Origin of the sequence: Bradyrhizobium sp. LB14.3 (assembly GCF_040547985.1) — a bacterium.
Taxonomy (GTDB): Bacteria; Pseudomonadota; Alphaproteobacteria; order Rhizobiales; family Xanthobacteraceae; genus Bradyrhizobium.
The window spans coordinates 145,821-167,276 of record NZ_JBEPQT010000002.1 but is presented as its reverse complement, the minus strand read 5'-3'; the positions used below and the strand labels follow the sequence as shown (position 1 = coordinate 167,276).

The following is a 21,456-nucleotide window of genomic DNA, read 5'->3' as shown; positions in this document are numbered from 1 at the left end:
CGCCCAAAGCGAGAAGCGCAGGTCTAGCCGGCGCTCAGCCGCACACCGGCGCGCAAAAACTTCTGCGGATCGACCGCTTCGCCGTCGATACGGGTTTCGTAGTGCAAATGCGGGCCGGTGGAACGGCCGGTCGATCCGACGAGACCGACGACCTGACCGATCTTCACGATCTCGCCGACCCTGACGTTGATCTCCGAGAGATGGCCGTAGCGGGTCGCAAGTCCATTGCCGTGATCGACCTCGATCATGCGGCCGTAGCCGCCGGACCAGCCGGCCGAGACGACCTTGCCGTTGGCGGTGACGCGAACGGGATCGCCGGTCGCGGCACGGAAGTCGAGCCCGGTGTGCATCGCGGGCCGGCCGAGAAACGGATCGCTGCGCACGCCGAAGCCGGAGGTGAACTCGACCTCGCCGATGACGGGCTTGCGATAGGGCACGAGGGCGAGCGTGCGATTGAGCCGGTCCATCTCGGCGCGAGTGATGTTGATGCGAGAGAGCTGCTTCTCGAACGGCCCTGAACTGGCCGTGAGTTTTACGGGTACAAAAGGCCCGCCCATCGCCGTGCGCGGCACGGCGGCTTCGAGATTTGCGAGGTTCAGGCCGAGGTCGCTGACGACGCCGCGCATCCGCCGCATGCGTGAATCCATGCCCTCCTCGACGGCGCTGAGCGCCGCCATCTGGCGACGCTCGACCTGGTCAAGCGAGGTCGTGAGCCGGACGACGACGTTGTCGAACCCCTGGTTCTTGGCGAATTGATTGACCGGCGGAGCCGCGAGGGTCGGCGCGCGCGATTCGAGCCGCGCTTCGCGATCCGGCGGCGCCACGAAGATCACGGTGTCGCTGATCGGCGAGGGCTTTGGCGTGGCCTGCGTCGCCTGGCTCGCCTCGCCACGCTGCGGGGTGGACCGGGGAATCGATCCCGTCACGTCGGGCATGGCGCCAAGCGCCGTCGCCCGGGACTCCAGCGCCGTCTGGCGCTTCATGATCTGGTCGAGCTTCTGGTCGAACTGCTCCTGGTCGAGCAGCTGCCGGCTGGTGGTGCGGTCGACCTTGGCGCGCAGCTCGGTGATGCGGTCCTCATAGGCGTATTGCATCTCGGCTTGCCGGGCGATCAGCCGGGTGAGGACGTCGTCGCGGAAGGCGAAATAGGTCGCGGTTGCGGCCGACCAGAGCCCGAGCAGCACGACGGTGCCGACCACGATCCAGAACACCACAGGCCCCAGGCGAACCTGCTTGCCGTGATGCACGATGGTGTAGGCGTCGTCAGTGTCCGGAAGGGGAATCGCGGCCGCCGCCGTCGCGGCAGGACGGCGGTTGAAAGACCGTCCGTGGTCGTGCGGGTGATGTTGGGTGTACTGCGAATATTGGGCAGAACTTTTCGACATCGGCACTCCCGCGCCGGTCGGATGAGTCCGTACGGCTTAATTGCCGCAGCAATCTGGGCCGGTCATGGTTAATTTTCCGGAAATGGAACCCCTTGAATTTAAAGGATTGGTTAAAGGCTTCTTGCCGCTTCCAGCACCTCGTCGGCGTGGCCGTCGACCCGGACATTACGCCAGACCTTGGCGACCTTGCCGTCGGCGCCGAGCAATATCGTGGTGCGAAGAACTCCCAGGAAGGTCTTGCCATACATCGATTTTTCGCCCCAGACGCCGTAGGCCTCCAACATCTCATGCTTCTCATCCGAGATAAGGGGGACGTCGAGACCGTGCTTGTCGCGAAACTTCTCCTGGGCCTTTAACGGATCGGCGGAGATACCAAGCACCGCCGTGCCAGCCGTGGCGAAGGCGCCGGTCAGCCGGGTGAAGTCGATGGCCTCCCTGGTGCAGCCCGGCGTGTCGGCGCGGGGATAGAAGAACAGGACGAGCTTCTGGCCGGCATAATCCGATAGCGCAACGACACCGCCGCCGTCGCGGGGCAGGCGGAAGGCGGGAGCCTTCTGGCCCTCGGCCAAGGCGGCCTTTGCCGCCGTTCCGGGCGCGGAGGCGGATTTAGAAGAATTTAACCGCTTCGATGCGGCCTTATGCGATGCTGCTTTTGCTATCGTTCCAGTTGATTTGCTCGCCGGTGTCCGCTGTGTTTTCGCGGACTTTGTTTGAGTCGCGGCCCGCGTTTTCAGGGGCGCCTTTTTAGCCGTCGAACTGCCGGAGGGCGTTTTGGACGATTTCTTTCGGGATTTCTGGGACATACGCCTTCCTTTCGTCGCTTTCGGCGGGTCAACCAAAGCGGTATTACAGCCTTCGTCCGGTGTGCCGGAATCGCGCCCTCAGGTAGGCGAGTTTGACGACGCCGGAGTCTGGTTACAAGGAATTACACGCACCACCCCACTGCTCGTTGAACGCGCTCCCGGGGCGAAATGACGAACAGCAGGAACATTCGAGGTATGGCGGCAATGCCGGCGCAGGGAGCTTCGCTTCCGGTCGACGGCTGCGGTCCTGGCGGCGCTCAATCCCACGACGGGCGCCTGTATCGAGAGGCAATGGCAAGGAATACGTCGCCCCAGGACTACAATCGGGATTTGGATCGGCGCGGCGGCCAACAAGAGTCGCAGCAATGGGACGACGCCGATTGGGATTCTGATCAGGAAGCGGCGGCGGGCCATCGGGCGCGCCGGCTGTTGTCGCGTTCCAGTTCGGGCTTCCATCGTTTCGGTGACGGGTTTGGGAGGTTGCGCCGCTGGCTGGGTGGTGGGCGCTGGCTAAAGCGTACGGCCGTGGTCGTCGGTGCCCTGGCCGTCATCTTCGTCGGCTGTTTCGGCGCGCTGTGGTGGCGGCTCGGCGCCGGTCCCATCAATCTGGACATTGCGACGCCGTGGCTCGCCGCGGCGATCGAGGACAATATAGGCCACGGCAACACGGTTGAGGTCGGCGGCACGCAGATCGAGCGGACCGGGCGGATCCGCATCGCCGTGCGTATCCGTGACATCGTCGTGCGCGACCAGGATCACGCCATTGTCGCCACCGCGCCGAAGGCTGAGGTGAGGCTGTCGGGTGCGGGTCTGCTGATGGGACGCCTGCGCGCCGAAAGCCTCAACCTCGTCGATGCCGAGCTCGCGATCCGGATCGCGCCCGACGGCACCGTCACAGTGTCGGCCGGCGACACGGCAAAGCCGCTCGCAACCGGCGTCGCCTCCAAGAAGGACGCGGGCCTGCCACCGACATTCCCGCGCAACGGTGGCCCACCGCCGCCATTCGCAACAGTGCCTGCGAGCCCGGACGCATCGCAAGCCGTTGCCCAGGCCACGCCCCCGAGTGGGATTCTTCAGGGTCTCGACTGGCTCGACAGTCTGAGCATGACCGGCCTCGACGGCCAGAACCTCAACGAGATCGGCCTGAAGAACGGCAATCTGGTCGTTGACGATCAGCAGCGCGGCAGCAAATGGACGTTTGAGAACATCACGCTCAGCCTGCGCCGGCCGAGCCGTGGCGGCGTCGCGCTCAGCCTCGGCGAGGAGGGCGCGCGTCCGTGGTCGCTGCGTGCCACGATCGGCCCCGCCGAGAATGGCGTGCGCTCGGTCGATATCCGCGCCGACAAGGTCTCGACCGCCAACATCCTGCTGGCGTTGCGGGTGAAGGACCTCACCTATACCGCCGACCTGCCGCTGACCGGCGAGCTCAAGGGCGAGCTCGGCCGCGACGGCGTGCCGACATTCTTCCGCGGCAAGATTGCGATCGGCGCGGGCAACATCATCGACACCGACACGCCCGACTATCCGATGGCGATCGACTCGGCCGAGATCAATGTCGAGTGGGATTCGAACCGGCGGGTGCTGGTCGCGCCGTTCAAGATTCTGTCGGGCGCGAACCGCCTGACCCTTCTGGCCCATCTCGAGCCGCCCAACGGCACCATCAATGACTGGCAGCTCGGCTTCAGCGGCGGTTCGATCCTGCTGGGCGGCATCGACAACGAGCCGCCGCTGGTCTTCAACCGGATTGCGATCGGCTTCCGCTTCGACACCGACCACAAAAGGCTGCTGTTGACGCAGGCCGATATCTCCAACGGAGAGATCGGCGTCGCCGGCACCGGTGCGATCGACTATTCGGGCGAGCCAAGGCTGACATTGGGTTTTGCGGGAACGCCGATGTCGGCCTCCGCGCTCAAGCGGATGTGGCCGACGCTTGTCGTTCCCGAATTGCGCGAATGGGTGGTCGAGCGGATCGAGCGTGGCACGCTGCAGCGCATCGAGATCGGCGTCAATTCGCCGGTCAAGAATCTTCCGCGCAGGGGTCCACCCATTCCCGACGACGGCCTGTCGGTCAATATCGTTGCAAGCGGTGTCGCGGTTCGCCCCGTGGATGGCATGCCGGTGGTGCACGATGCCGATTTGAAGGCGCGCGTGACCGGGCGCACCGCGACCGTGAATATCGGGCAGGGCATTGCCGATACCCCGGCGGGCCGCAAGATCACGATTTCCGACTTCGTGTTCGAGGTGCCTGATATGGTTCCCAAGCCGTCGCCGTCGCGGACCAGGTTCCGTGCCGATGGCCCGGTGCCTGCGGCCGCCGAAATGCTTTCCAATGATCGCCTGAGCGATCTGTCGTCGACCGCCATCGATCCCAACACCAGCAAAGGGACGTTCTCGGCGAACATCCAGCTGGGCCTGCCGGTCAAGGGCGAGCTGACCAAGGCCGACACCACCTATACCGTCACCGCCGATCTCAACGGTTTTGCTGCCGACAAGCTGGTCATGAACCAGAAGCTGGAAGCCAACAACCTCAAGATCGTCGCGAACAACCAGGGCTATCAGGTCAAGGGCGACGTCAAGATCAACGGACAGGCGGCCTCGCTCGACTACCGCAAGCCGGCTGAGGGCGATGCGGACGTCAAATTGCAGGCCACGCTCGACGATGCGGGCCGCGCGCGCCTCGGATTCGATCTGAGCCCCGCCGTCAGCGGATCGCTGCCGATCAAGCTGTCGGGCAAGATCGCAGGAGGGCCCGACCAGACGACGAAGCTCGGCGTCGAGGCCGACCTGACCTCGGTCAGGCTCGACAACATCCTGCCCGGCTGGGTCAAGTTGCCGGGCAAATCGGGAAAGGCCAGCTTCAAGGTGGTGCCGACGGCGCAATCGACGCGTCTGGAGGACATCGTCGTCGAAGGCGGCGGCGCCTCGATCAAGGGGGCGCTTGAGGTCGATGCCAGCGGCGACCTCATGAACGCGAACTTCCCGACCTACGCCCCGTCCGACGGCGACAAGGCGTCGCTGAAGGTGGAGCGAGGCCAGGACGGCGTGATCAAGGGCACGATGCGCGGCGACGTATTCGACGGCCGCGGCTTCCTGAAGTCGGCGATCTCAGGCAATTCCAAGGACGATGCCAAGAGCAAGACAAAGAACGTCGATTTCGACATCGACGTGAAGCTCGGCGCCGTCATGGGTTTCAACGGCGAGGCGATGCGCAGCGTCGACGCCAAGATGTCGCGCCGCAGCGGCGCGGTCAAAGCCTTCACGCTGAGCGGCAGGATCGGAAAAGACACGCCCGTGGCGGCCGATTTGCGCGGCGGCCGCGCCCAGGGCAACCGTGAGGTGATCTATCTCCAGACCAACGATGCCGGCAGCTTCCTGCGCTTCACCGACACCACCAACAAGGTCTTCGGCGGCCAGATGGTGGTGGCGATGGAGCCGCCGACGTCAGAGCCTACGACAAGGGAAGGCCTGATCAACGTGCGCGACTTCACGGTCAAGGGAATGGAACAGCTCGATCGCGTCGCGGCGGGCGCTGCCAACGGCGCGCAGAGCGGCGTGGCCTTCACGGCGTTGCGCGCGGAGTTCACGCGGCAGAGCGGCGCGCTCACGATCCGCGACGGCGTGGTCAAGGGTCCGATGGTCGGCGCCACCATCGAGGGCTCGATCGACTTTCCCGGCAACCAGGTGTGTATGAGCGGCACCTTCGTGCCGATGTACGGGTTGAACAACATGTTCGGACAGATTCCGGTACTCGGGCTGTTCCTGGGTGGTGGCGATAAAGAGGGACTGATCGGCGTGACCTACGAGGTCGTCGGCACGCCGGCGGCGCCCGTGATGCGCGTCAATCCGGTCTCGGCCATGGTGCCGGGCGTGTTCCGCAAGATATTCGAGTTCAACACCGGCAAGCAGAACACGCCGTTCGAGGAATTCCCCTCGCAGTCGCACGATGGTTCGACCGGATCGCCGCGTCAACTATCGAGCGGCTGCAGCATCGCGCGGCGATAGCGCGCTGGGCTGATTCGCCGAGTGCGATCAGGTCGGGCCACCGCCGAGTCAGCCTACGCCGCGCGCACGCCGGCCAGGAACGTCCCGACTTCGCCGGAGAGCTGCTCGGCCTGCTTGGAGAGGTTCGAGGCGGCTGCGAGCACCATGCCTGCGGCATTGCCGGTCTCGTTCGCTGCCGTGCTGACGCCGCCGATATTGGTGGTGACTTCCTGGGTCGCCTCCGCGGTCTGCGAAACGCTGCGGGCGATCTCGGCGGTGGCGGCGCCTTGCTCCTCGATCGCGGCCCCGATCGAGGTCGCGATCCGGCTGACTTCCTCGATGGTGGCGGTGATGCCGCCGATGGCGTCCACGGCCTCCTTGGTCGCGCCCTGGATCTGCGCGATCTTGTCACCGATCTCGCGGGTCGCTTCCGCGGTCTGGCTCGCCAGCGATTTCACCTCGGAGGCGACGACGGCAAAGCCGCGGCCGGCTTCACCGGCGCGCGCGGCCTCGATGGTGGCGTTGAGCGCGAGCAGATTGGTCTGCGCCGCGATGCTGGAGATCAGCTCGGCGACATGCTCGATTTGCTGGGCACCATCGGAGAGGGCGCGCACGATGGTGTCGGTGCGGCGTGCGCTGTCCACGGCGCGGCCGGTGACCTCGGCGGATTGCGCGACCTGACGGCTGATCTCGGTGATGGAGGAGGAGAGTTCTTCGGCGGCGGCCGCGACCGTCTGAACGCGCTGGCTGGCTTCGGTGGCGGCCGAGCCGACCACGGCGGCGCGGCGGTTGGTGCCTTCCGCGGTCGATGACATCGACTTGGCGGTGACCTCCAGTTCGCCGGAGCCCGAGGCCATCAGGCCGACGAGCTGGCCGACGGAGGCATCGAACCGGTCGGCAAGCGAGATCAGCGCATCGCGCTTCTCCTGCTCGCTGCGGGTCTTGGTGGCGACCTGCTCGGCCTCCAGGTTACGCGCTGTCAGCGCGGTCTGCCTGAGCACTTCGAGGGTCTCGGCCATGCGGCCGATCTCGTCGCCGCGACCGGTTTCCTCGACTGGCTTGTCGATGGCGCCTTCGGAAATCTCCTGCATGCGGGTCTTCTGGCGGTCGAGCGCGCTCAGCACGTCGCGGGCGATCAGCCAGGACAGGGTCGCCATCAGCAGCATCAGGCCAACGCCGATCCCGGCAAGCTCGAGCGTCAGCGCGCGGACGTCGGCGTCGATGTCGTCGACATAGAGGCCGTAGCTGATCGTCGCGTTCCAGGGCGCAAACTTGCGCGTGAAAACGGTCTTGCGGACGGGCTCCGTCTGGCCGGGGCGGGGGTAGAGATATGAGGTTACGCCGCCCTGAGCAGTCTGGTTGCCGGCACTTATGATCGCATCTGCGATGAGGACACCGTTGGAGTCCTTTGCACCCGTGATCTTGCCTTCGAGCTGCTGGTTCGCGCCGTTCACCAGGATCGAGGTATCGGCGTTATAGACCACCGGGTAGCCCTGGTTACCGTTGAATGTCATGCGCCGTCCGCGCATGTGGAACTGGGCCTTCGCTTCGGCCTGCGTCAGCTTGCCGGCGGTGACGTCGTCCTGGACCGACTGGGCAAGGGTGTAGAGGATGTCGACCGCTGTCTTCATCTGCTGGACCCGGTCTTCCATCATGCGGCTCTTGCTGAGGAAGGCCGATACCGCGATGATGGCCGTGATTGTGAGAGCCGCGAGGCAGACCATGCTGGTAAGCTTGGTGCGGATCTTCAGATGGCTCAGCAGCTTCATCGCAGCCTCTACGAAATGGTTGTTATTGCTCGCATCAGTAGCATGAAGTTCTTACCATTCATGAACATAGCTATGCCTCGACCCGCTGCGGGACAGCCGCTGCGCAACCTTATGCGCAAGCGTGCAGGCAAAACGCCATGCATCGCCGTGCACCCGTATTTTTGCGGAAGGATATCGTTCTCAGACTTTGGTGGTGATCGAGCTTGGCAGGACGGCCGATGAATCGATTCGTTCACCGCATCATCATGTCCTTACTGCTCGTGGCGGCCCTCGTTCTCATCTGGAACGTGCTGGGGACGCGCTGAGCCGGCACCGGCAAATCCGCCGGTACCGACTTGCTTGCGAGATAACTAGGAGCCTTAGCGCCGTGCGAATGCGCCGCTGGTCGAATCGCTTTCCTTGCCTATTGCCGCATCGACGCTGACCGATCCGCCGCCGGCTGCCGAGAGGTAGAGGCAGGCGAAGCAGAACAGGATCGCCGCGGTGCCGCCATTGAGCAGCGGCAGGAACACCGGCGTTTCGCCCTTGAGCATGTGGCCCATGAAGTAGGCGAACGCCATTTCACCCGAGAGAATGAATGCCGCGAGGCGGGTGAACAGGCCGAGCATCAAGAGCGCGCCAAGCACGAGCTCGATCGTACCGGCCGCGTAGATGATCGGCGGGATGTTCGCGAAGTAGGGCAGCACCGGAAACTTGAACAGTTTGGCGATCCCGTACTGGAACAGCAAGAGACCGGTGACGAAGCGAAACAGGCTCAAGAGAACCGGTTGAAAGCGAGTGAGATAGGGAAAGTTCATGGGTTTGTCCCTCCATCCAATGCGCGACTTGGAGCGGATTCAGTTCCGCCTCGCAAGCCACCCGGGATCGATTCCGCGCTGACATTTTCGTCATGTAGGACAAAACACCGCAGTTTGCCGCTTCACTCCGGTTGCGCCGAATTTTTTTTCACGCGTGGCCTCGTGAGTCGTACGTAATTTCCCGGTGACATCGAGGGATGCAGGTTACGTCGAGGAGACCTACCGCCGCAAGGCGGGTACGACCAGGAACGGGATCATCCCGAGCACCACGCTCGCAAGTGCGAAAGCGAGCAGCGCGTTGTAGCCATGGGTAACGTCATGGATCAGGCCGCCGCTCCAGGAGCCGAACGCCGAACCGAGGCCGCTGCCGATCGAGATCGTGCCGAAGATGGTGCCGACACGCTTACCCCGAAAAATCTTCATCGCGGTTGCCGTGATCAGCGGTCCACGCGAGCCCATCATGCTGCCGAAGCAGACGACGAAACCGGAGAGCACAATGATGTTGGGGGTGTACTGCAACAGCCACAACAGGAAGATGCCGAGGATCGAGATCGCGTAGCTCAGCAGCACCGACGGCCTACGCCCGATCAGCCCGTCGAGCGCGGAGACGCCGAGCATGCCGAACACCAGCACGACGCCGGAAAAGCCCCAGGCGGTCGCGGCCTGGAGCGGCGGAAAGCCGGCATCGATCAGATAGGCCACGATCTGCGCGGCGATCGCATACATGCCGACGGCAGTGAAGAAGAATGTCGAGAACAGCGCCCAGAAGGCGTGATGGCGCATTGCGCTCGGAAGCGTCCAGCCGTGATCGACGAAATCCGGATCGGTCTTCTTCGCGATATGCGGCGAGCCTGAGGCGAACAGCCGCCATGGCAGCAGCATGAGCGGCACCAGCAGGCCGAGCGTGACGAAGCCGAACAGCTGGTAGGTTTCGCGCCAGCCGAGATGATCGATCAAAAGCTGCGAAGCCGGCAGCAGCGCCAGCACGCCGCCACCCATGGCCGAATAGACGACCGCCATCGCGGTCGGCAGTTTTGGGCCGAACCAGCGGCCCAGCAGAATCGAGTTCGGCACGTTGCCGATGAAGGCGACGCCGATGCCGACGCACAATCCAATCGAGAGCTGGAATTGCCAGAGCGACTGCGCATGGCTTGCGATCAGGAAGGCCGAGCCGAGCAGCAAGAGACCGAGTGCATAGACGATGCGCGGTCCGGAATGATCGAACAGGCGCCCGACCAGCGGTGCAGTCAGTCCGCTGACGAGCCAGGTCAGCGAATAGATCGAGACGACTTGGGCGCGATCCCAGCCGAAGTTTTCCGAGATCGGCTTCAGGAAGACGGTAAAGCTTTCGCTGAGGCCGCGGCCGAGCACGGCGAGCGTGAAGCAGAGCGCGAGCACCACCAGCGCGGTGCGCGCGACGCCCTGCGGCGTCGCTGTGACGCGTTCCCTGGTCGCTTGCTTGGACTGTTCCTTGGACTGTTCCTTGGACCGTTCCCTGGGCGTGTTCTGGTTCATTGCCGATCAGGGAGCGCGCTTCGGCGCGCCCTGACAAGCAGCGAAAAGCTCATACGCCTATGCAGGCCTGATGAGGATGTGCTTCTTCTTGCCGAACGACAGCTTGACCACGCCCTCCGGCGTCAGGTTGGCCACTGAGAGCGCCATCTTTTCGTCGGTGACGGGCTCGTCATTCACGCGCAGGCCGCCGCCCTTGATCTGGCGCCGTGCTTCGCCGTTGGAGGCAACGAGGCCCGCCTTGACGAAGGCGTTGAGCACGCCGAGGCCGGCATCGAACTCGCCGCGCGGAATTTCCACGGTCGGCAGGCTCTCGGACAGCGCGCCTTCCTCGAAGGTGCGGCGCGCGGTCTCAGCCGCCTCGTTCGCTGCGTCGCGGCCATGCAAGAGCGCGGTCGCCTCGGTGGCGAGCACCTTCTTGGCCTCGTTGATCTCGGAGCCGCCGAGCGCCTCGAGCTTCCTGATCTCGCTGATCGGCAGCGTCGTGAACAGTTTCAGGAATTTGCCGACGTCGGCATCCTCGGTGTTGCGCCAGTACTGCCAGAAATCATACGGCGAGAACTGGTCGGCGTTGAGCCAGACCGCGCCTTGCGCGGTCTTGCCCATCTTGGCGCCCGACGCCGTCGTGAGCAGCGGCGTCGTCAGCGCGTACAGTTGGTGGGTGCCCATCCGGCGGCCGAGATCGACGCCCATGATGATGTTGCCCCACTGGTCCGAGCCGCCCATCTGCAAGCTGCAGCCGGTGCGTCTGGCGAGCTCGACGTAATCGTAAGCCTGGCAGATCATGTAGTTGAATTCGATGAAGCTCATCTCCTGCTCGCGCTCGAGGCGGAGCCGCACGGAGTCCATCGTCAGCATACGGTTGACCGAGAAGTGCCGGCCAACGTCGCGCAGCATCTCGATCCAGTTGAGCTTGGTCAGCCACTCGGCGTTGTCGAGCATGATGGCGTCGCTCTTGCCGTCGCCATAGCGCAGCACCTTTGCGAACACGCCGCGGATCGAGGCTTTGTTGGCCTCGATCTCGGCGACGGTGCGGATCGCACGCGTCTCGTCCTTGCCGGAGGGGTCGCCGACCATGGTGGTGCCGCCGCCCATCAGCGTGATCGGCTTGTTGCCGGACTGCTGCAGCCAGTGCAGCATCATCATGGTCAGGTAGTTGCCGATGTGCAGGGAGGGGGCGGTGCAATCGTAGCCGACATAAGCCGTCGCCTCGCCCTTGGCCGCGAGCGCGTCCAGCCCCTCAAAATCGGAGCACTGGTGGATGAATCCACGTTCCTGCAGGGTATTGAGGAAATCCGATTTGAATGCAGTCATTTGTCGGCGTGCCTGACGATTCTTGGTTTACTGTTTTGGGGGCAATTTAAGGATCTACTTGGGAACTCGATTGCCGCCCGCCACTTTGGCCTGTGGCATTATAAGATGTGTCCCTCAGGCACAAGATCGGCATGCCGGAGGGGTTCTCTTGAGGACGCTGATCCATGATGTTGACGGCACTTGGTTTGATGAGCGGCACCTCGCTGGACGGGGTGGATGTTGCGCTGATCGAAACCGACGGAAAGCAAGTGAAGGCGTTCGGGCCGTCCGGCTACCGGCCCTATAGCCCGGCGGAGCGCAATTTGCTGCGCCAGGCGCTGAGCGAGGCCGTGCACCTGGCGCAACGCGATGCCCGGCCGGGAATTCTGGCCGAGGCCGAGCGCGCGGTGACGCTCGTGCACGCCGAGGCAGTGGCCGCCTTTATCGCCCAGAACCGGATGAAACCGGAAGACATCGACATCGTCGGATTCCACGGCCAGACCGTGCTGCACCGCCCCGAGAAGCGGCTGACGGTGCAGATCGGCGATGCGCCGGCGCTGGCCAGGGCAATCCATATTCCCGTGATGCATGATTTCCGCGCCGCCGATGTCGAGGCCGGCGGCCAGGGCGCGCCATTCGTGCCGGTCTATCACCGGGCGCTCGCCAACTCGCTGGACCGTGAGGGGCCGATCGTGGTGGTCAATATCGGCGGCGTCTCCAACATCACCTATATCGACGGCAACGATACGTTGATGGCCTGCGATACCGGGCCCGGCAACGCGCTGCTCGACGATTTCATGTACCGCACCATGAACCAGGCGTTCGACGCCGAAGGAAAGTTCGCCGCGCTCGGCAAGGTGGATGAAGCCTGGATCGCGCGGGCGCTGGAGCTGCCGTTCTTCGCAAGCCCGCCGCCGAAATCGCTCGACCGTAACGCCTTTGCCGCGCTGAAGCTCGGCGAGGTGGTGCCGGCCGACGGCGCGGCGACGCTGACCGCTTTCACCGCCGCGGCGATCGCCCGCGTCATCCCCCTGCTGCCACGCAGGCCGCGGAGCTGGATCGTCTGCGGCGGCGGCGCCCGCAACCGGACCATGCTCCAGATGCTGCGGGAGCGTGTCGGGTCCGCGACTGTCGAGGCCGCCGAGACGCTCGGCTGGGCTTCCGACGCCATCGAGGCGCAGGCCTTCGGCTTCCTCGCCGCGCGCGGTTTGAAGGGCTTGCCGCTGTCCTATCCGGCTACCACCGGTGTGCCGATGCCGATGACCGGCGGGGTGATCGCGCGGCCCTGATCCCCAAGCCTGAGATCAGCGCCCGTTGATGCAAATGCATTGAACTTGACGGGTGCATGCAAATGCATCTATCTTGGATGCCATTGCATTCAACTGCCGGGATCGTTGCCATGACCGCTTCGCTCAAACTGATCAGCCACACGCTTTGTCCCTACGTGCAGCGCGCGGTGATTGCGCTGAAAGAGAAGGGCGTGCCGTTCGAGCGGGTCGATATCGATCTCGCCAACAAGCCCGACTGGTTCTTGAAGCTGTCGCCGCTCGGCAAGGTGCCGGTGCTGGTCGTGACGACCGACAAGGGCGAGGTCGCGCTGTTCGAAAGCAATGTGATCTGCGAGTACATCGAGGAGACGCAAGGCGGCGTCGCGTTGCATCCGGCGGAGGCACTGACGCGCGCTGAGCATCGTGCGTGGATGGAGTTCGGTTCAGCGACCCTCGGTGACCTCTGGGGTCTGGAGACGACGACCGATCCGGCAACATTCGAAGCCAAACGCCGGGCGCTCGTGACAAAGTTCGCGCGTGTCGAGGCCGCGCTAGGCGCAGGCCCGTTCTTCGCCGGCAATGCGTTCAGCCTCGTCGATGCGGTGTTCGCACCCGTCTTCCGTTATTTCGACGTGTTCGATGAGCTGACCGAACTCGGCATCTTCAAGGATCTGCCGAAGGTGAGGGCGTGGCGCGCCGCGCTGGCGAGCCGTCCGAGCGTTCGCACCGCGGTCGGCGCCGACTATCCGCAATTGCTGCGCGCCTTCCTTGTGCGTCATGACGCGCATCTGCTCAAGCTTGCGGCCTGAGCGCACGCCTATGTCATCGTCATTGGCATGGCTCATGCTGGTAATCGCCGGCGTGCTGGACGTCGGCTGGGCGATCTCGATGAAATATGCGGAGGGCTACACGCGCGTTGGCTGGAGCATCGTCTCGCTCGTGCTGCTCGCAGCCTTCGTTGTCCTGCTCGGGCGCGCCCTGAAGGTGCTCGAGGTCGGCGTCGCCTATTCGGTCTGGACCGGCATCGGCGCATCCGGCACCGTTATCATGGGCGTCGTGCTGTTCGGCGAGACCTTGAGCGCGATGAAGCTTGCGGGCATCGCGCTCGTCTTGATGGGAATCGTCGCGCTCAAGCTGGCTTGAGCCGCGCGCCTTAGCGGACGTTGGCGAGGCGCATGTCGAGATAGGCGGTGATGGTTTCCATCAGCGGCTCGAGCTTGGCGTCGAAGAAATGGTTGGCGCCGGGGATGACCTGTTGGTCGATCACGATGCCCTTCTGCGTCTTCAGCTTCTCAACCAGCGTGTTGACGTCCTTGGGCGGAACCACCGCGTCCTTCTCGCCATGCACGATCAGGCCCGAGGACGGGCAGGGCGCGAGGAACGAGAAGTCATAGAGGTTGGCGGGCGGCGCGATCGAGATGAAGCCCTCGACCTCGGGGCGGCGCATCAGGAGCTGCATGCCGATCCAGGCGCCGAAGGAGAAGCCGGCAACCCAGCAGGCGCGCGCTTCGGGATTGATGGTCTGCGCCCAGTCGAGCGCGGCGGCCGCATCCGACAACTCGCCGGTGCCGTGGTCGAACGAGCCCTGGCTGCGGCCGACGCCACGGAAGTTGAAGCGCAGCACCGAGAAGCCGCGATGCGCGAACGCGTAGTAGCACTGGTAGATGATCTGATGATTCATCGTGCCGTGAAACTGCGGGTGCGGATGCAGGACCATCGCGATCGGTGCGTTCTTCTGCTTGGCCGGGTGATAGCGGCCTTCGAGACGGCCAGCAGGGCCGGTGAAAATAACTTCGGGCATGGATGATCTCTTGATTGATCTCTTGAAGACGCTCTTCAGCAATCAACCGATTGTAGCCTCATCGGCAGCGACGCCGACGGAAGCGCGAATGGAAGTATGGAGCGGGGCGCCCTCGGATGATGCGCGAGCGGCGCGCGGTGAACTGACGCGCGCGTTCTAGCATGAGGCGAGGGTCAAAAAGCAAGCATCTTGAACATCGCCCAATGAGCTCAAGGTGTTAGCGCGTCATGGCGGAGCCATCGCGCGATGGGGATTCGGAATCGAGATTGCCAAGTGCGCCATGGGGCCCCATGTCGGGTACCAGCGCGGGCGAAGCAACCCACCCGCATGGTAATATAATACTTCATGCCGAGCCGTATTTACCTCGACTGGAATGCGACCACGCCGCTCCGCGCAGAGGCGCGAAGCGCAATGCTCGCAGCCTACGAACTGATCGGCAATCCATCTTCGGTCCATGCCGAGGGGCGGGAGGCGCGGCGGTTGGTCGAGGATGCGCGTGCCACGCTTGCGGCTGCCGTAGGTGCGCTGCCGCGGAACGTCGTCTTCACCTCCGCGGGAACCGAAGCCAACGCGCTGGCGCTGTCGCCGGGCCTGCGGGGGCCGTCTGGCCGGCCCGTCGAGCGCCTGCTGGTCTCGGCCATAGAACATGCTTCGGTGCTGGCAGGCGGACGGTTCCCGGCCGGTGAGATCGGTCAGATCCCGGTCATGCGGTCCGGCGTGATCGACCTCGACCATTTGAAGGGGCTGCTCAGCGACGGCCCGCCAGCGCTGGTTTCCATCATGGCGGCCAACAACGAGACGGGCGCGCTCCAGCCGGTCGCGGAGGCCGCGGCGATCGTTCACGAGGCGAGGGGTCTCCTGCATGTCGATGCAATCCAGGCCCTTGGAAAAATCCCTTTTGATATCAAGGCTATCGGTACGGATCTTGCGACCTTTTCTGCGCACAAGATCGGCGGCCCCAAGGGCGTCGGCGCGCTGGTCGTGGCCGACGGAGTGGCCGGACTGGAACCGGTGCTGCGGGGTGGCGGGCAGGAGCTCAACCGGCGCGCGGGAACCGAGAATGTCGCCGGCATTGCCGGCTTCGGAGCAGCGGTGAGGATCGCCCTTCAGGCTTTGCCGGAGGATGCGGAGCGGATGGTAACCCTCAGGGATCGCTTGGAAAATGGCATCCGCAGGGTCACGGGCGCGATCGTCTTCTCAAACGACGTTGAGCGGCTGCCAAATACCGTTCTCTTCACGGCCCCCGGCCTGAAGGCCGAGACCGCGGTGATCGGCTTCGACCTGGAAGGCGTGGCGGTATCCTCGGGCTCAGCCTGTTCCTCGGGCAAGGTGCAGCCGTCTCACGTGCTGTCGGCAATGGGGTATGATGCTGCCATCGCCCAGGGAGCGGTGCGTCTCAGTCTGGGCTGGTCTACGGGACCGGATGACATCAACAGGGCGTTAGAGGCTTGGCGAAAGCTCGGTAATACCCTACTTAAGGGATAAGCGACGAAACACAGCTTGAACGGTTCTAAGCGCGTGCGTCTCGCCAAGAAACATCGTAATAGTCGTCCGAGTTTGATGATCCACCGCGGTCCTTGAAACCGCGAGCGGAGGATAGAATGCCAGCCGTGCAAGAGACGGTCGAGCGCGTGAAGCGCATCGACGTCGATCAGTATCGTTATGGGTTTGAGACCCTGATCGAGTCCGACAAGGCCCCAAAGGGGCTGTCGGAAGAGACCGTCAAGTTCATCTCCGAGAAGAAGAACGAACCCGCCTGGATGCTCCAGTGGCGGCTTGAGGCCTATCGGCGCTGGCTGACCATGACCGAGCCGACCTGGGCGCGCGTCGACTATCCCAAGATCGACTTCCAGGACCTCTATTACTATTCGGCGCCGAAGCCGAAGAAGACGATCAGTTCGCTCGACGAGATCGATCCGGAGATTCTGAAGACCTACGAGAAGCTCGGCATTCCCCTGCGTGAAGTCGCGATGCTCGAAGGCGTCGAGCCCAAGCCCGGCGATCAGGATCCTAACAGGCGCAAGATCGCGGTCGACGCGGTCTTCGATTCGGTGTCGGTTGCGACTACGTTCCAGGCTGAGCTGAAGAAGGCCGGCGTGATCTTCATGCCGATCTCGGAGGCGATCCGCGAGCATCCCGGGCTGGTGCAGAAATATCTCGGCTCCGTGGTGCCGACGTCGGACAATTTCTACGCGACGCTGAACTCGGCGGTGTTTTCGGACGGCTCGTTCGTCTATGTGCCGCCGGGCGTCCGTTGCCCGATGGAGCTATCCACTTACTTCCGCATCAACGAGCGCAACACCGGCCAGTTCGAGCGCACGCTGATCATCGCCGACAAGGGCTCCTACGTCTCCTATCTCGAAGGCTGCACTGCGCCGCAGCGCGACGAGAACCAGCTTCACGCGGCCGTGGTCGAGCTCGTCACGCATGACGACGCCGAGATCAAATATTCGACGGTGCAGAACTGGTACCCGGGCAATTCGGAAGGCAAGGGCGGCATCTACAATTTCGTCACCAAGCGTGGTGACTGCCGCGGCAACAATTCCAAGATCTCGTGGACCCAGGTCGAGACCGGTTCGGCGATCACCTGGAAGTACCCGAGCTGCATCCTGCGCGGCGACAACTCCCGTGGTGAATTCTATTCGATCGCGATCTCGAACGGCTATCAGCAGGTCGACAGCGGCACCAAGATGATCCATCTCGGCAAGAACACGTCGAGCCGCATCATCTCCAAGGGCATCGCGGCCGGCAAGTCGCAGAACACCTATCGCGGCCTCGTTACCGCGCATCGCAAGGCGACCGGCGCGCGCAACTTCACCGCCTGCGATTCCCTGTTGATCGGCGACAAATGCGGCGCGCACACCGTGCCGTACATCGAAGCCAAGAACTCGTCGGCGACGTTCGAGCACGAGGCCACCACATCGAAGATCTCCGAGGACGTGCTGTTCTATTGCATCCAGCGCGGCCTCACGCAGGAGGAGGCGGTTGGCCTCGTCGTCAACGGTTTCGTCAAGGACGTGCTTCAGCAGCTGCCGATGGAATTCGCGGTGGAAGCGCAGAAGCTGATCTCGATCTCGCTCGAAGGATCGGTCGGCTAACTCCGACCCTCGCGGTGCGCATCGCGCGCCCTTTGCATCATTTGAATAAACTGGACACCAAGATGGCTTTGCTTGAAGTGAAAGACCTCAAGGTTCGTGTCGAGGAGCGTGAGATCCTCCACGGGCTGACGCTGACCGTGAACGAGGGCGAGATCCACGCGATCATGGGGCCGAACGGCTCCGGCAAGTCGACGCTGTCCCACGTCATCGCCGGCAAGCCCGGTTACGAGGTCACCGACGGCGAGATACTGTTCAAGGGCGAAGACCTGCTCGCGATGGCCCCCAACGAGCGCGCCGCCAAGGGCGTGTTCCTGGCGTTCCAGTATCCGGTCGAGATTCCCGGCGTCGCCACCATGAATTTCCTGCGCACGGCGCTGAATGCGCAACGCAAGGCGCGCGGCGAGAGCGAATATTCGACGCCTGACTTTCTCAAGAAAGTCCGCGAGGTCTCGAAGTCGCTCAACATCCCGCAGGACATGCTCAAGCGCGGCGTCAATGTCGGCTTCTCCGGCGGCGAGAAGAAGCGCAACGAGGTGCTGCAGATGGCGCTGTTCGAGCCGAGCCTGTGCATCCTCGACGAGATGGATTCAGGCCTCGACATCGACGCGCTGCGCATCGCAGCCGACGGCGTCAACGCGCTGCACTCGCCCAAGCGCGCGATGGTCGTCATCACCCATTATCAGCGGCTGCTCAACTACATCGTGCCCGATATCGTGCATGTGATGTCGAAGGGCCGTGTCGTGAAGAGCGGCGGCAAGGAACTGGCGCTGGAGCTGGAAGCGTCCGGCTACGCCCAGTTCGAGGACGCCGCGTAAGGATTGTTTGAGATGAACGTTGCTGTGGCAAAGACCGGAAACGGCCGCGCGGTGAGCGATCTGTTCGCCCGCGCCGAAGGCCGCCTGCCGGGTTCGCCTTCTGTGATCGCGGTGCGCCGCGAGGCGTTCGAGACCTATGAGCGTCTCGGCCTGCCGCACCGCCGAATCGAGGAATGGAAGTACACCGATCTGCGTGCGCTGGTCGGCGAGGTGCTTCCGCTTGCGGCTCCGCCCGATGCGGCTGCGTTGAAGCGCGCCGCGGACGCGGTGAAAGCGCATGCGATCGCCGGCGCCCGCAAGCTGGTGCTGGTCGACGGCGTGTTCGCGCCCGATCTCTCCGACGTCAAGGCGCTCGCCTCCGAGGCGGGCTTCAAGACATTGCGGGAGACGCTGGAGAAGGATTCCGGTCTGTTGAAGACCGCGGTCACCGATGCGGTGATCGCGCTGAACGCGGCGATGGCGACCGACGGTGTCGTGCTTGATATCGCCGACGGCGCGCAGCTGTCCGCGCCGATCCAGATCATTCACATCGCGACCGCTGCTTCGGCATCGGTATTCACCCGCTCGCAGGTCGCGGTCGGGAAGGGCGCTCGCGCCACCATCATCGAGAGCTTTGTCGCGGCCGGCGCCAAGGCCTACCAGATCAACGATGCCGTCATCCTCTCGGTCGGCGACAACACCGACCTCGCGCATATCCGCCTGATGGACGATTCGCCGGATGCGGTGAACATCACCTCGCAATTCGTCACTGTTGGTGCGAATACAAAGCTCAATTTCTTCAACATGACCACCGGTGCTGCGGTCAGCCGGCTCCAGGGCTTCGTCACGCTGGCGGGCGAGGGCAGCGAGCTCTCGGTCAACGGCGTGAACCTGTTGCAGAAGACCGAACATGGCGACACCACGCTGGTCGTCGACCATGCCGTGCCGAACTGCTTCAGCCGCGAAGTTTTTCGCGCCGTGATCGACGACCGTGCGCACTCGGTGTTCCAGGGGCGTATCATCGTCCGTCCCGATGCGCAGAAGACCGACGGCAAAATGATGATCCGTGCGCTGCTGCTCTCGGACGAGGCGGAAGCCGACAACAAGCCCGAGCTCGAGATCTTCGCTGACGACGTCTCCTGCGGTCACGGCGCCACCGCCGGCGCGCTTGACGACAATCTCTTGTTCTATCTGAAGGCGCGCGGCCTGCCGGAGAAGCAGGCCCAGGCGCTGCTGATCCAGGCTTTCGTCGGCGAGGCGATCGAGCAGATCGCCGATGATAATCTGCGCGAGCATGTGATCGGCATTGCCGAGCGCTGGCTGGAGCGGCGCCAATGAGCACGCATCCCGCAGTCAAGAACGGTGCCTTTGACGTTGCGCGCGTGCGCCAGGATTTTCCGGCGCTGGCCATGCAGATCTATGGCAAGCCGCTGGTCTATCTCGACAACGCCGCCTCGGCGCAGAAGCCGAGCGCCGTGCTCGACCGCATGACGCAGGCCTATACGTCCGAATACGCCAACGTGCATCGCGGCCTGCATTACCTCGCCAACGCCGCGACCGAGGCTTACGAGGGCGGCCGCACCAAGGTGGCGCAGTTCATCAATGCGCCGCGGACTGAGGAAGTGATCTTCACCCGCAATGCGACCGAGGCGATCAACCTCGTCGCCTCGTCCTGGGGCGAGCCCAATATCAAAGCCGGCGACGAGATCGTCATCTCGATCATGGAGCACCACTCCAACATCGTGCCCTGGCATTTCCTCAGGGAACGCTATGGTGCCGTGATCAAATGGGCGCCGGTCGACGACGAGGGCAATTTCCTCATCGACGAGTTCGAGAAGCTCTTGACGGCGAAGACCAAGCTGGTCGCGATCACGCAGATGTCGAACGCGCTCGGCACCATCGTCCCGGTCAAGGAGGTCGTGAAGATCGCTCACGCCCTCGGCATTCCCGTGCTGGTCGACGGCAGCCAGGGCGCCGTGCATCTGCCGGTCGATGTCCAGGACATCGGCTGCGACTTCTATGTCTTCACGGGCCACAAGGTCTATGGTCCGACCGGCATCGGCGTGCTCTGGGCCAAGTACGACCACCTCGTCGCGATGCGGCCGTTTAACGGCGGCGGCGAGATGATCCGCGAGGTCTCGCGCGACGTCGTCACCTACGGCGATCCCCCGCACAAATTCGAGGCAGGCACGCCCGCGATCGTCGAGGCCGTCGGACTTGGTACCGCCATCGACTACGTCAATTCGATCGGCAAGGAGCGCATCGCCGCGCACGAGCACGATCTCGTCACCTACGCCCAGGAGAAGCTGCGCGAGATCAACTCGCTGCGGCTGATCGGCACCGCGCGCGACAAGGGCCCGGTGATCTCCTTCGAGATGAAAGGCGCGCACGCCCATGACGTCGCCACCGTGATCGATCGCCAGGGCATCGCGGTGCGCGCCGGCACCCATTGCGTGATGCCGCTTTTAGAGCGGTTCAACGTCACGGCCACATGCCGGGCGTCGTTCGGCATGTATAATACGCGGGAAGAAGTCGATCATCTGGCACAGGCGCTGTTGAAGGCGCGGGATTTGTTCGCATGAGTGACACGGCCGAAATCAAAGCCAATCCGATGGAAACCCGGTCGGCACTGCCGCCTGAGGAGACCGAACGTTTGACCACCGAGATCATCGCCGGGCTCAAGACCGTGTTCGATCCGGAAATCCCGGCCGACATCTACGAACTCGGCCTGATCTACAAGGTCGAGATCAAGGACGATCGCTCGGTCGACGTCCAGATGACGCTGACGACGCCGAACTGTCCGGCCGCCGGCGAGCTGCCGACCATGGTCGAGAACGCGGTTGCCAGCGTCCCCGGCGTCGGCGTGGTCGACGTCAAGGTGATCTGGGAGCCGGCCTGGACGCCGGAACGTATGAGCGACGAGGCCCGCCTCGTGCTCAATATGTGGTGACGCGT

At 63.8% G+C, this 21,456-nt stretch carries 17 protein-coding genes; 10 read left to right on the top strand and 7 right to left on the bottom strand.

Translation table 11 applies throughout. The features are described from left to right. Window positions 1–23 precede the first annotated feature (23 nt). Together ABIB00_RS04455 and ABIB00_RS04450 are read right to left on the bottom strand one after the other, a co-directional pair. Window positions 24–1,385, bottom strand: coding sequence for a M23 family metallopeptidase (locus tag ABIB00_RS04455; RefSeq protein ID WP_354103527.1), 1,362 nt, complete (start codon window positions 1,383–1,385; stop codon window positions 24–26). A gap of 110 nt (window positions 1,386–1,495) precedes the next feature. Beyond that, a complete protein-coding gene (locus tag ABIB00_RS04450; RefSeq protein WP_354103848.1) occupies window positions 1,496–2,188 on the bottom strand; it encodes a peroxiredoxin in 693 nt (230 codons plus the stop codon). Window positions 2,189–2,392: 204 nt separating this feature from the next. Between ABIB00_RS04450 and ABIB00_RS04445 the strand changes: the two genes are divergently transcribed. Then, window positions 2,393–6,190: a YhdP family protein gene (locus tag ABIB00_RS04445; RefSeq protein ID WP_354103847.1), complete on the top strand. Its 3,798-nt coding sequence runs from the start codon at window positions 2,393–2,395 to the stop codon at window positions 6,188–6,190. A gap of 53 nt (window positions 6,191–6,243) precedes the next feature. Here ABIB00_RS04445 and ABIB00_RS04440 read toward each other — a convergent pair whose 3' ends face one another. The 4 genes from ABIB00_RS04440 to tyrS all read right to left on the bottom strand — a co-directional run bounded on the left by ABIB00_RS04440 (window position 6,244) and on the right by tyrS (window position 11,561). Beyond that, window positions 6,244–7,938, bottom strand: coding sequence for a methyl-accepting chemotaxis protein (locus tag ABIB00_RS04440; protein WP_354048668.1), 1,695 nt, complete (start codon window positions 7,936–7,938; stop codon window positions 6,244–6,246). Window positions 7,939–8,297: 359 nt separating this feature from the next. Next, window positions 8,298–8,735, bottom strand: a complete 438-nt coding sequence (locus ABIB00_RS04435; RefSeq protein ID WP_247440582.1) for a DoxX family protein — start codon at window positions 8,733–8,735, stop codon at window positions 8,298–8,300. A gap of 219 nt (window positions 8,736–8,954) precedes the next feature. After that, window positions 8,955–10,250 (bottom strand): MFS transporter, encoded by a 1,296-nt coding sequence (locus tag ABIB00_RS04430; protein ID WP_354048664.1) that lies wholly within the window; start codon window positions 10,248–10,250, stop codon window positions 8,955–8,957. 57 nt (window positions 10,251–10,307) lie between these two features. Continuing rightward, window positions 10,308–11,561 carry a tyrosine--tRNA ligase gene (tyrS, locus tag ABIB00_RS04425; protein WP_354103526.1) on the bottom strand — a complete coding sequence of 418 codons (1,254 nt, stop codon included), beginning with the start codon at window positions 11,559–11,561 and terminating at the stop codon, window positions 10,308–10,310. Between the two features lie 164 nt (window positions 11,562–11,725). On the opposite strand from tyrS, the gene ABIB00_RS04420 reads away from it, so the two are divergent. The 3 genes from ABIB00_RS04420 (at window position 11,726) to ABIB00_RS04410 (ending at window position 13,951) form a co-directional block, all read left to right on the top strand. After that, window positions 11,726–12,829 (top strand): anhydro-N-acetylmuramic acid kinase, encoded by a 1,104-nt coding sequence (locus ABIB00_RS04420; RefSeq protein ID WP_354103525.1) that lies wholly within the window; start codon window positions 11,726–11,728, stop codon window positions 12,827–12,829. Window positions 12,830–12,939: 110 nt separating this feature from the next. Next, window positions 12,940–13,617: a glutathione S-transferase family protein gene (locus ABIB00_RS04415; protein ID WP_354103524.1), complete on the top strand. Its 678-nt coding sequence runs from the start codon at window positions 12,940–12,942 to the stop codon at window positions 13,615–13,617. 10 nt (window positions 13,618–13,627) lie between these two features. Continuing rightward, window positions 13,628–13,951, top strand: coding sequence for a DMT family transporter (locus ABIB00_RS04410; RefSeq protein ID WP_354103523.1), 324 nt, complete (start codon window positions 13,628–13,630; stop codon window positions 13,949–13,951). 10 nt (window positions 13,952–13,961) lie between these two features. Here ABIB00_RS04410 and ABIB00_RS04405 read toward each other — a convergent pair whose 3' ends face one another. Next, window positions 13,962–14,609 (bottom strand): alpha/beta hydrolase, encoded by a 648-nt coding sequence (locus ABIB00_RS04405; protein ID WP_007591562.1) that lies wholly within the window; start codon window positions 14,607–14,609, stop codon window positions 13,962–13,964. Between the two features lie 345 nt (window positions 14,610–14,954). Here ABIB00_RS04405 and ABIB00_RS04400 point away from each other — a divergent pair, with 345 nt between their 5' ends. From ABIB00_RS04400 to ABIB00_RS04375, 6 genes are all read left to right on the top strand, one after another. Next, complete coding sequence (locus tag ABIB00_RS04400) at window positions 14,955–16,094, top strand: cysteine desulfurase family protein (protein ID WP_354103522.1); 1,140 nt, start codon at window positions 14,955–14,957, stop codon at window positions 16,092–16,094. 116 nt (window positions 16,095–16,210) lie between these two features. Then, entirely contained in the window at window positions 16,211–17,707 is a 1,497-nt protein-coding gene (gene sufB, locus ABIB00_RS04395; protein ID WP_354103521.1) for a Fe-S cluster assembly protein SufB, read from the top strand. 62 nt (window positions 17,708–17,769) lie between these two features. Next, window positions 17,770–18,522: a Fe-S cluster assembly ATPase SufC gene (sufC, locus tag ABIB00_RS04390; protein WP_354103520.1), complete on the top strand. Its 753-nt coding sequence runs from the start codon at window positions 17,770–17,772 to the stop codon at window positions 18,520–18,522. A gap of 12 nt (window positions 18,523–18,534) precedes the next feature. Next, the gene (sufD, locus tag ABIB00_RS04385; protein WP_354103519.1) at window positions 18,535–19,839 is read left to right on the top strand and encodes a Fe-S cluster assembly protein SufD; all 1,305 of its coding nucleotides are present in this window, start codon (window positions 18,535–18,537) and stop codon (window positions 19,837–19,839) included. After that, window positions 19,836–21,083 (top strand): cysteine desulfurase, encoded by a 1,248-nt coding sequence (locus ABIB00_RS04380; RefSeq protein WP_354103518.1) that lies wholly within the window; start codon window positions 19,836–19,838, stop codon window positions 21,081–21,083. Before sufD ends, ABIB00_RS04380 begins: the two co-directional genes overlap by 4 nt. Next, the gene (locus tag ABIB00_RS04375; protein WP_106950866.1) at window positions 21,080–21,451 is read left to right on the top strand and encodes an SUF system Fe-S cluster assembly protein; all 372 of its coding nucleotides are present in this window, start codon (window positions 21,080–21,082) and stop codon (window positions 21,449–21,451) included. The genes ABIB00_RS04380 and ABIB00_RS04375 overlap by 4 nt, the downstream gene beginning before the upstream one ends. Window positions 21,452–21,456 lie beyond the last annotated feature (5 nt).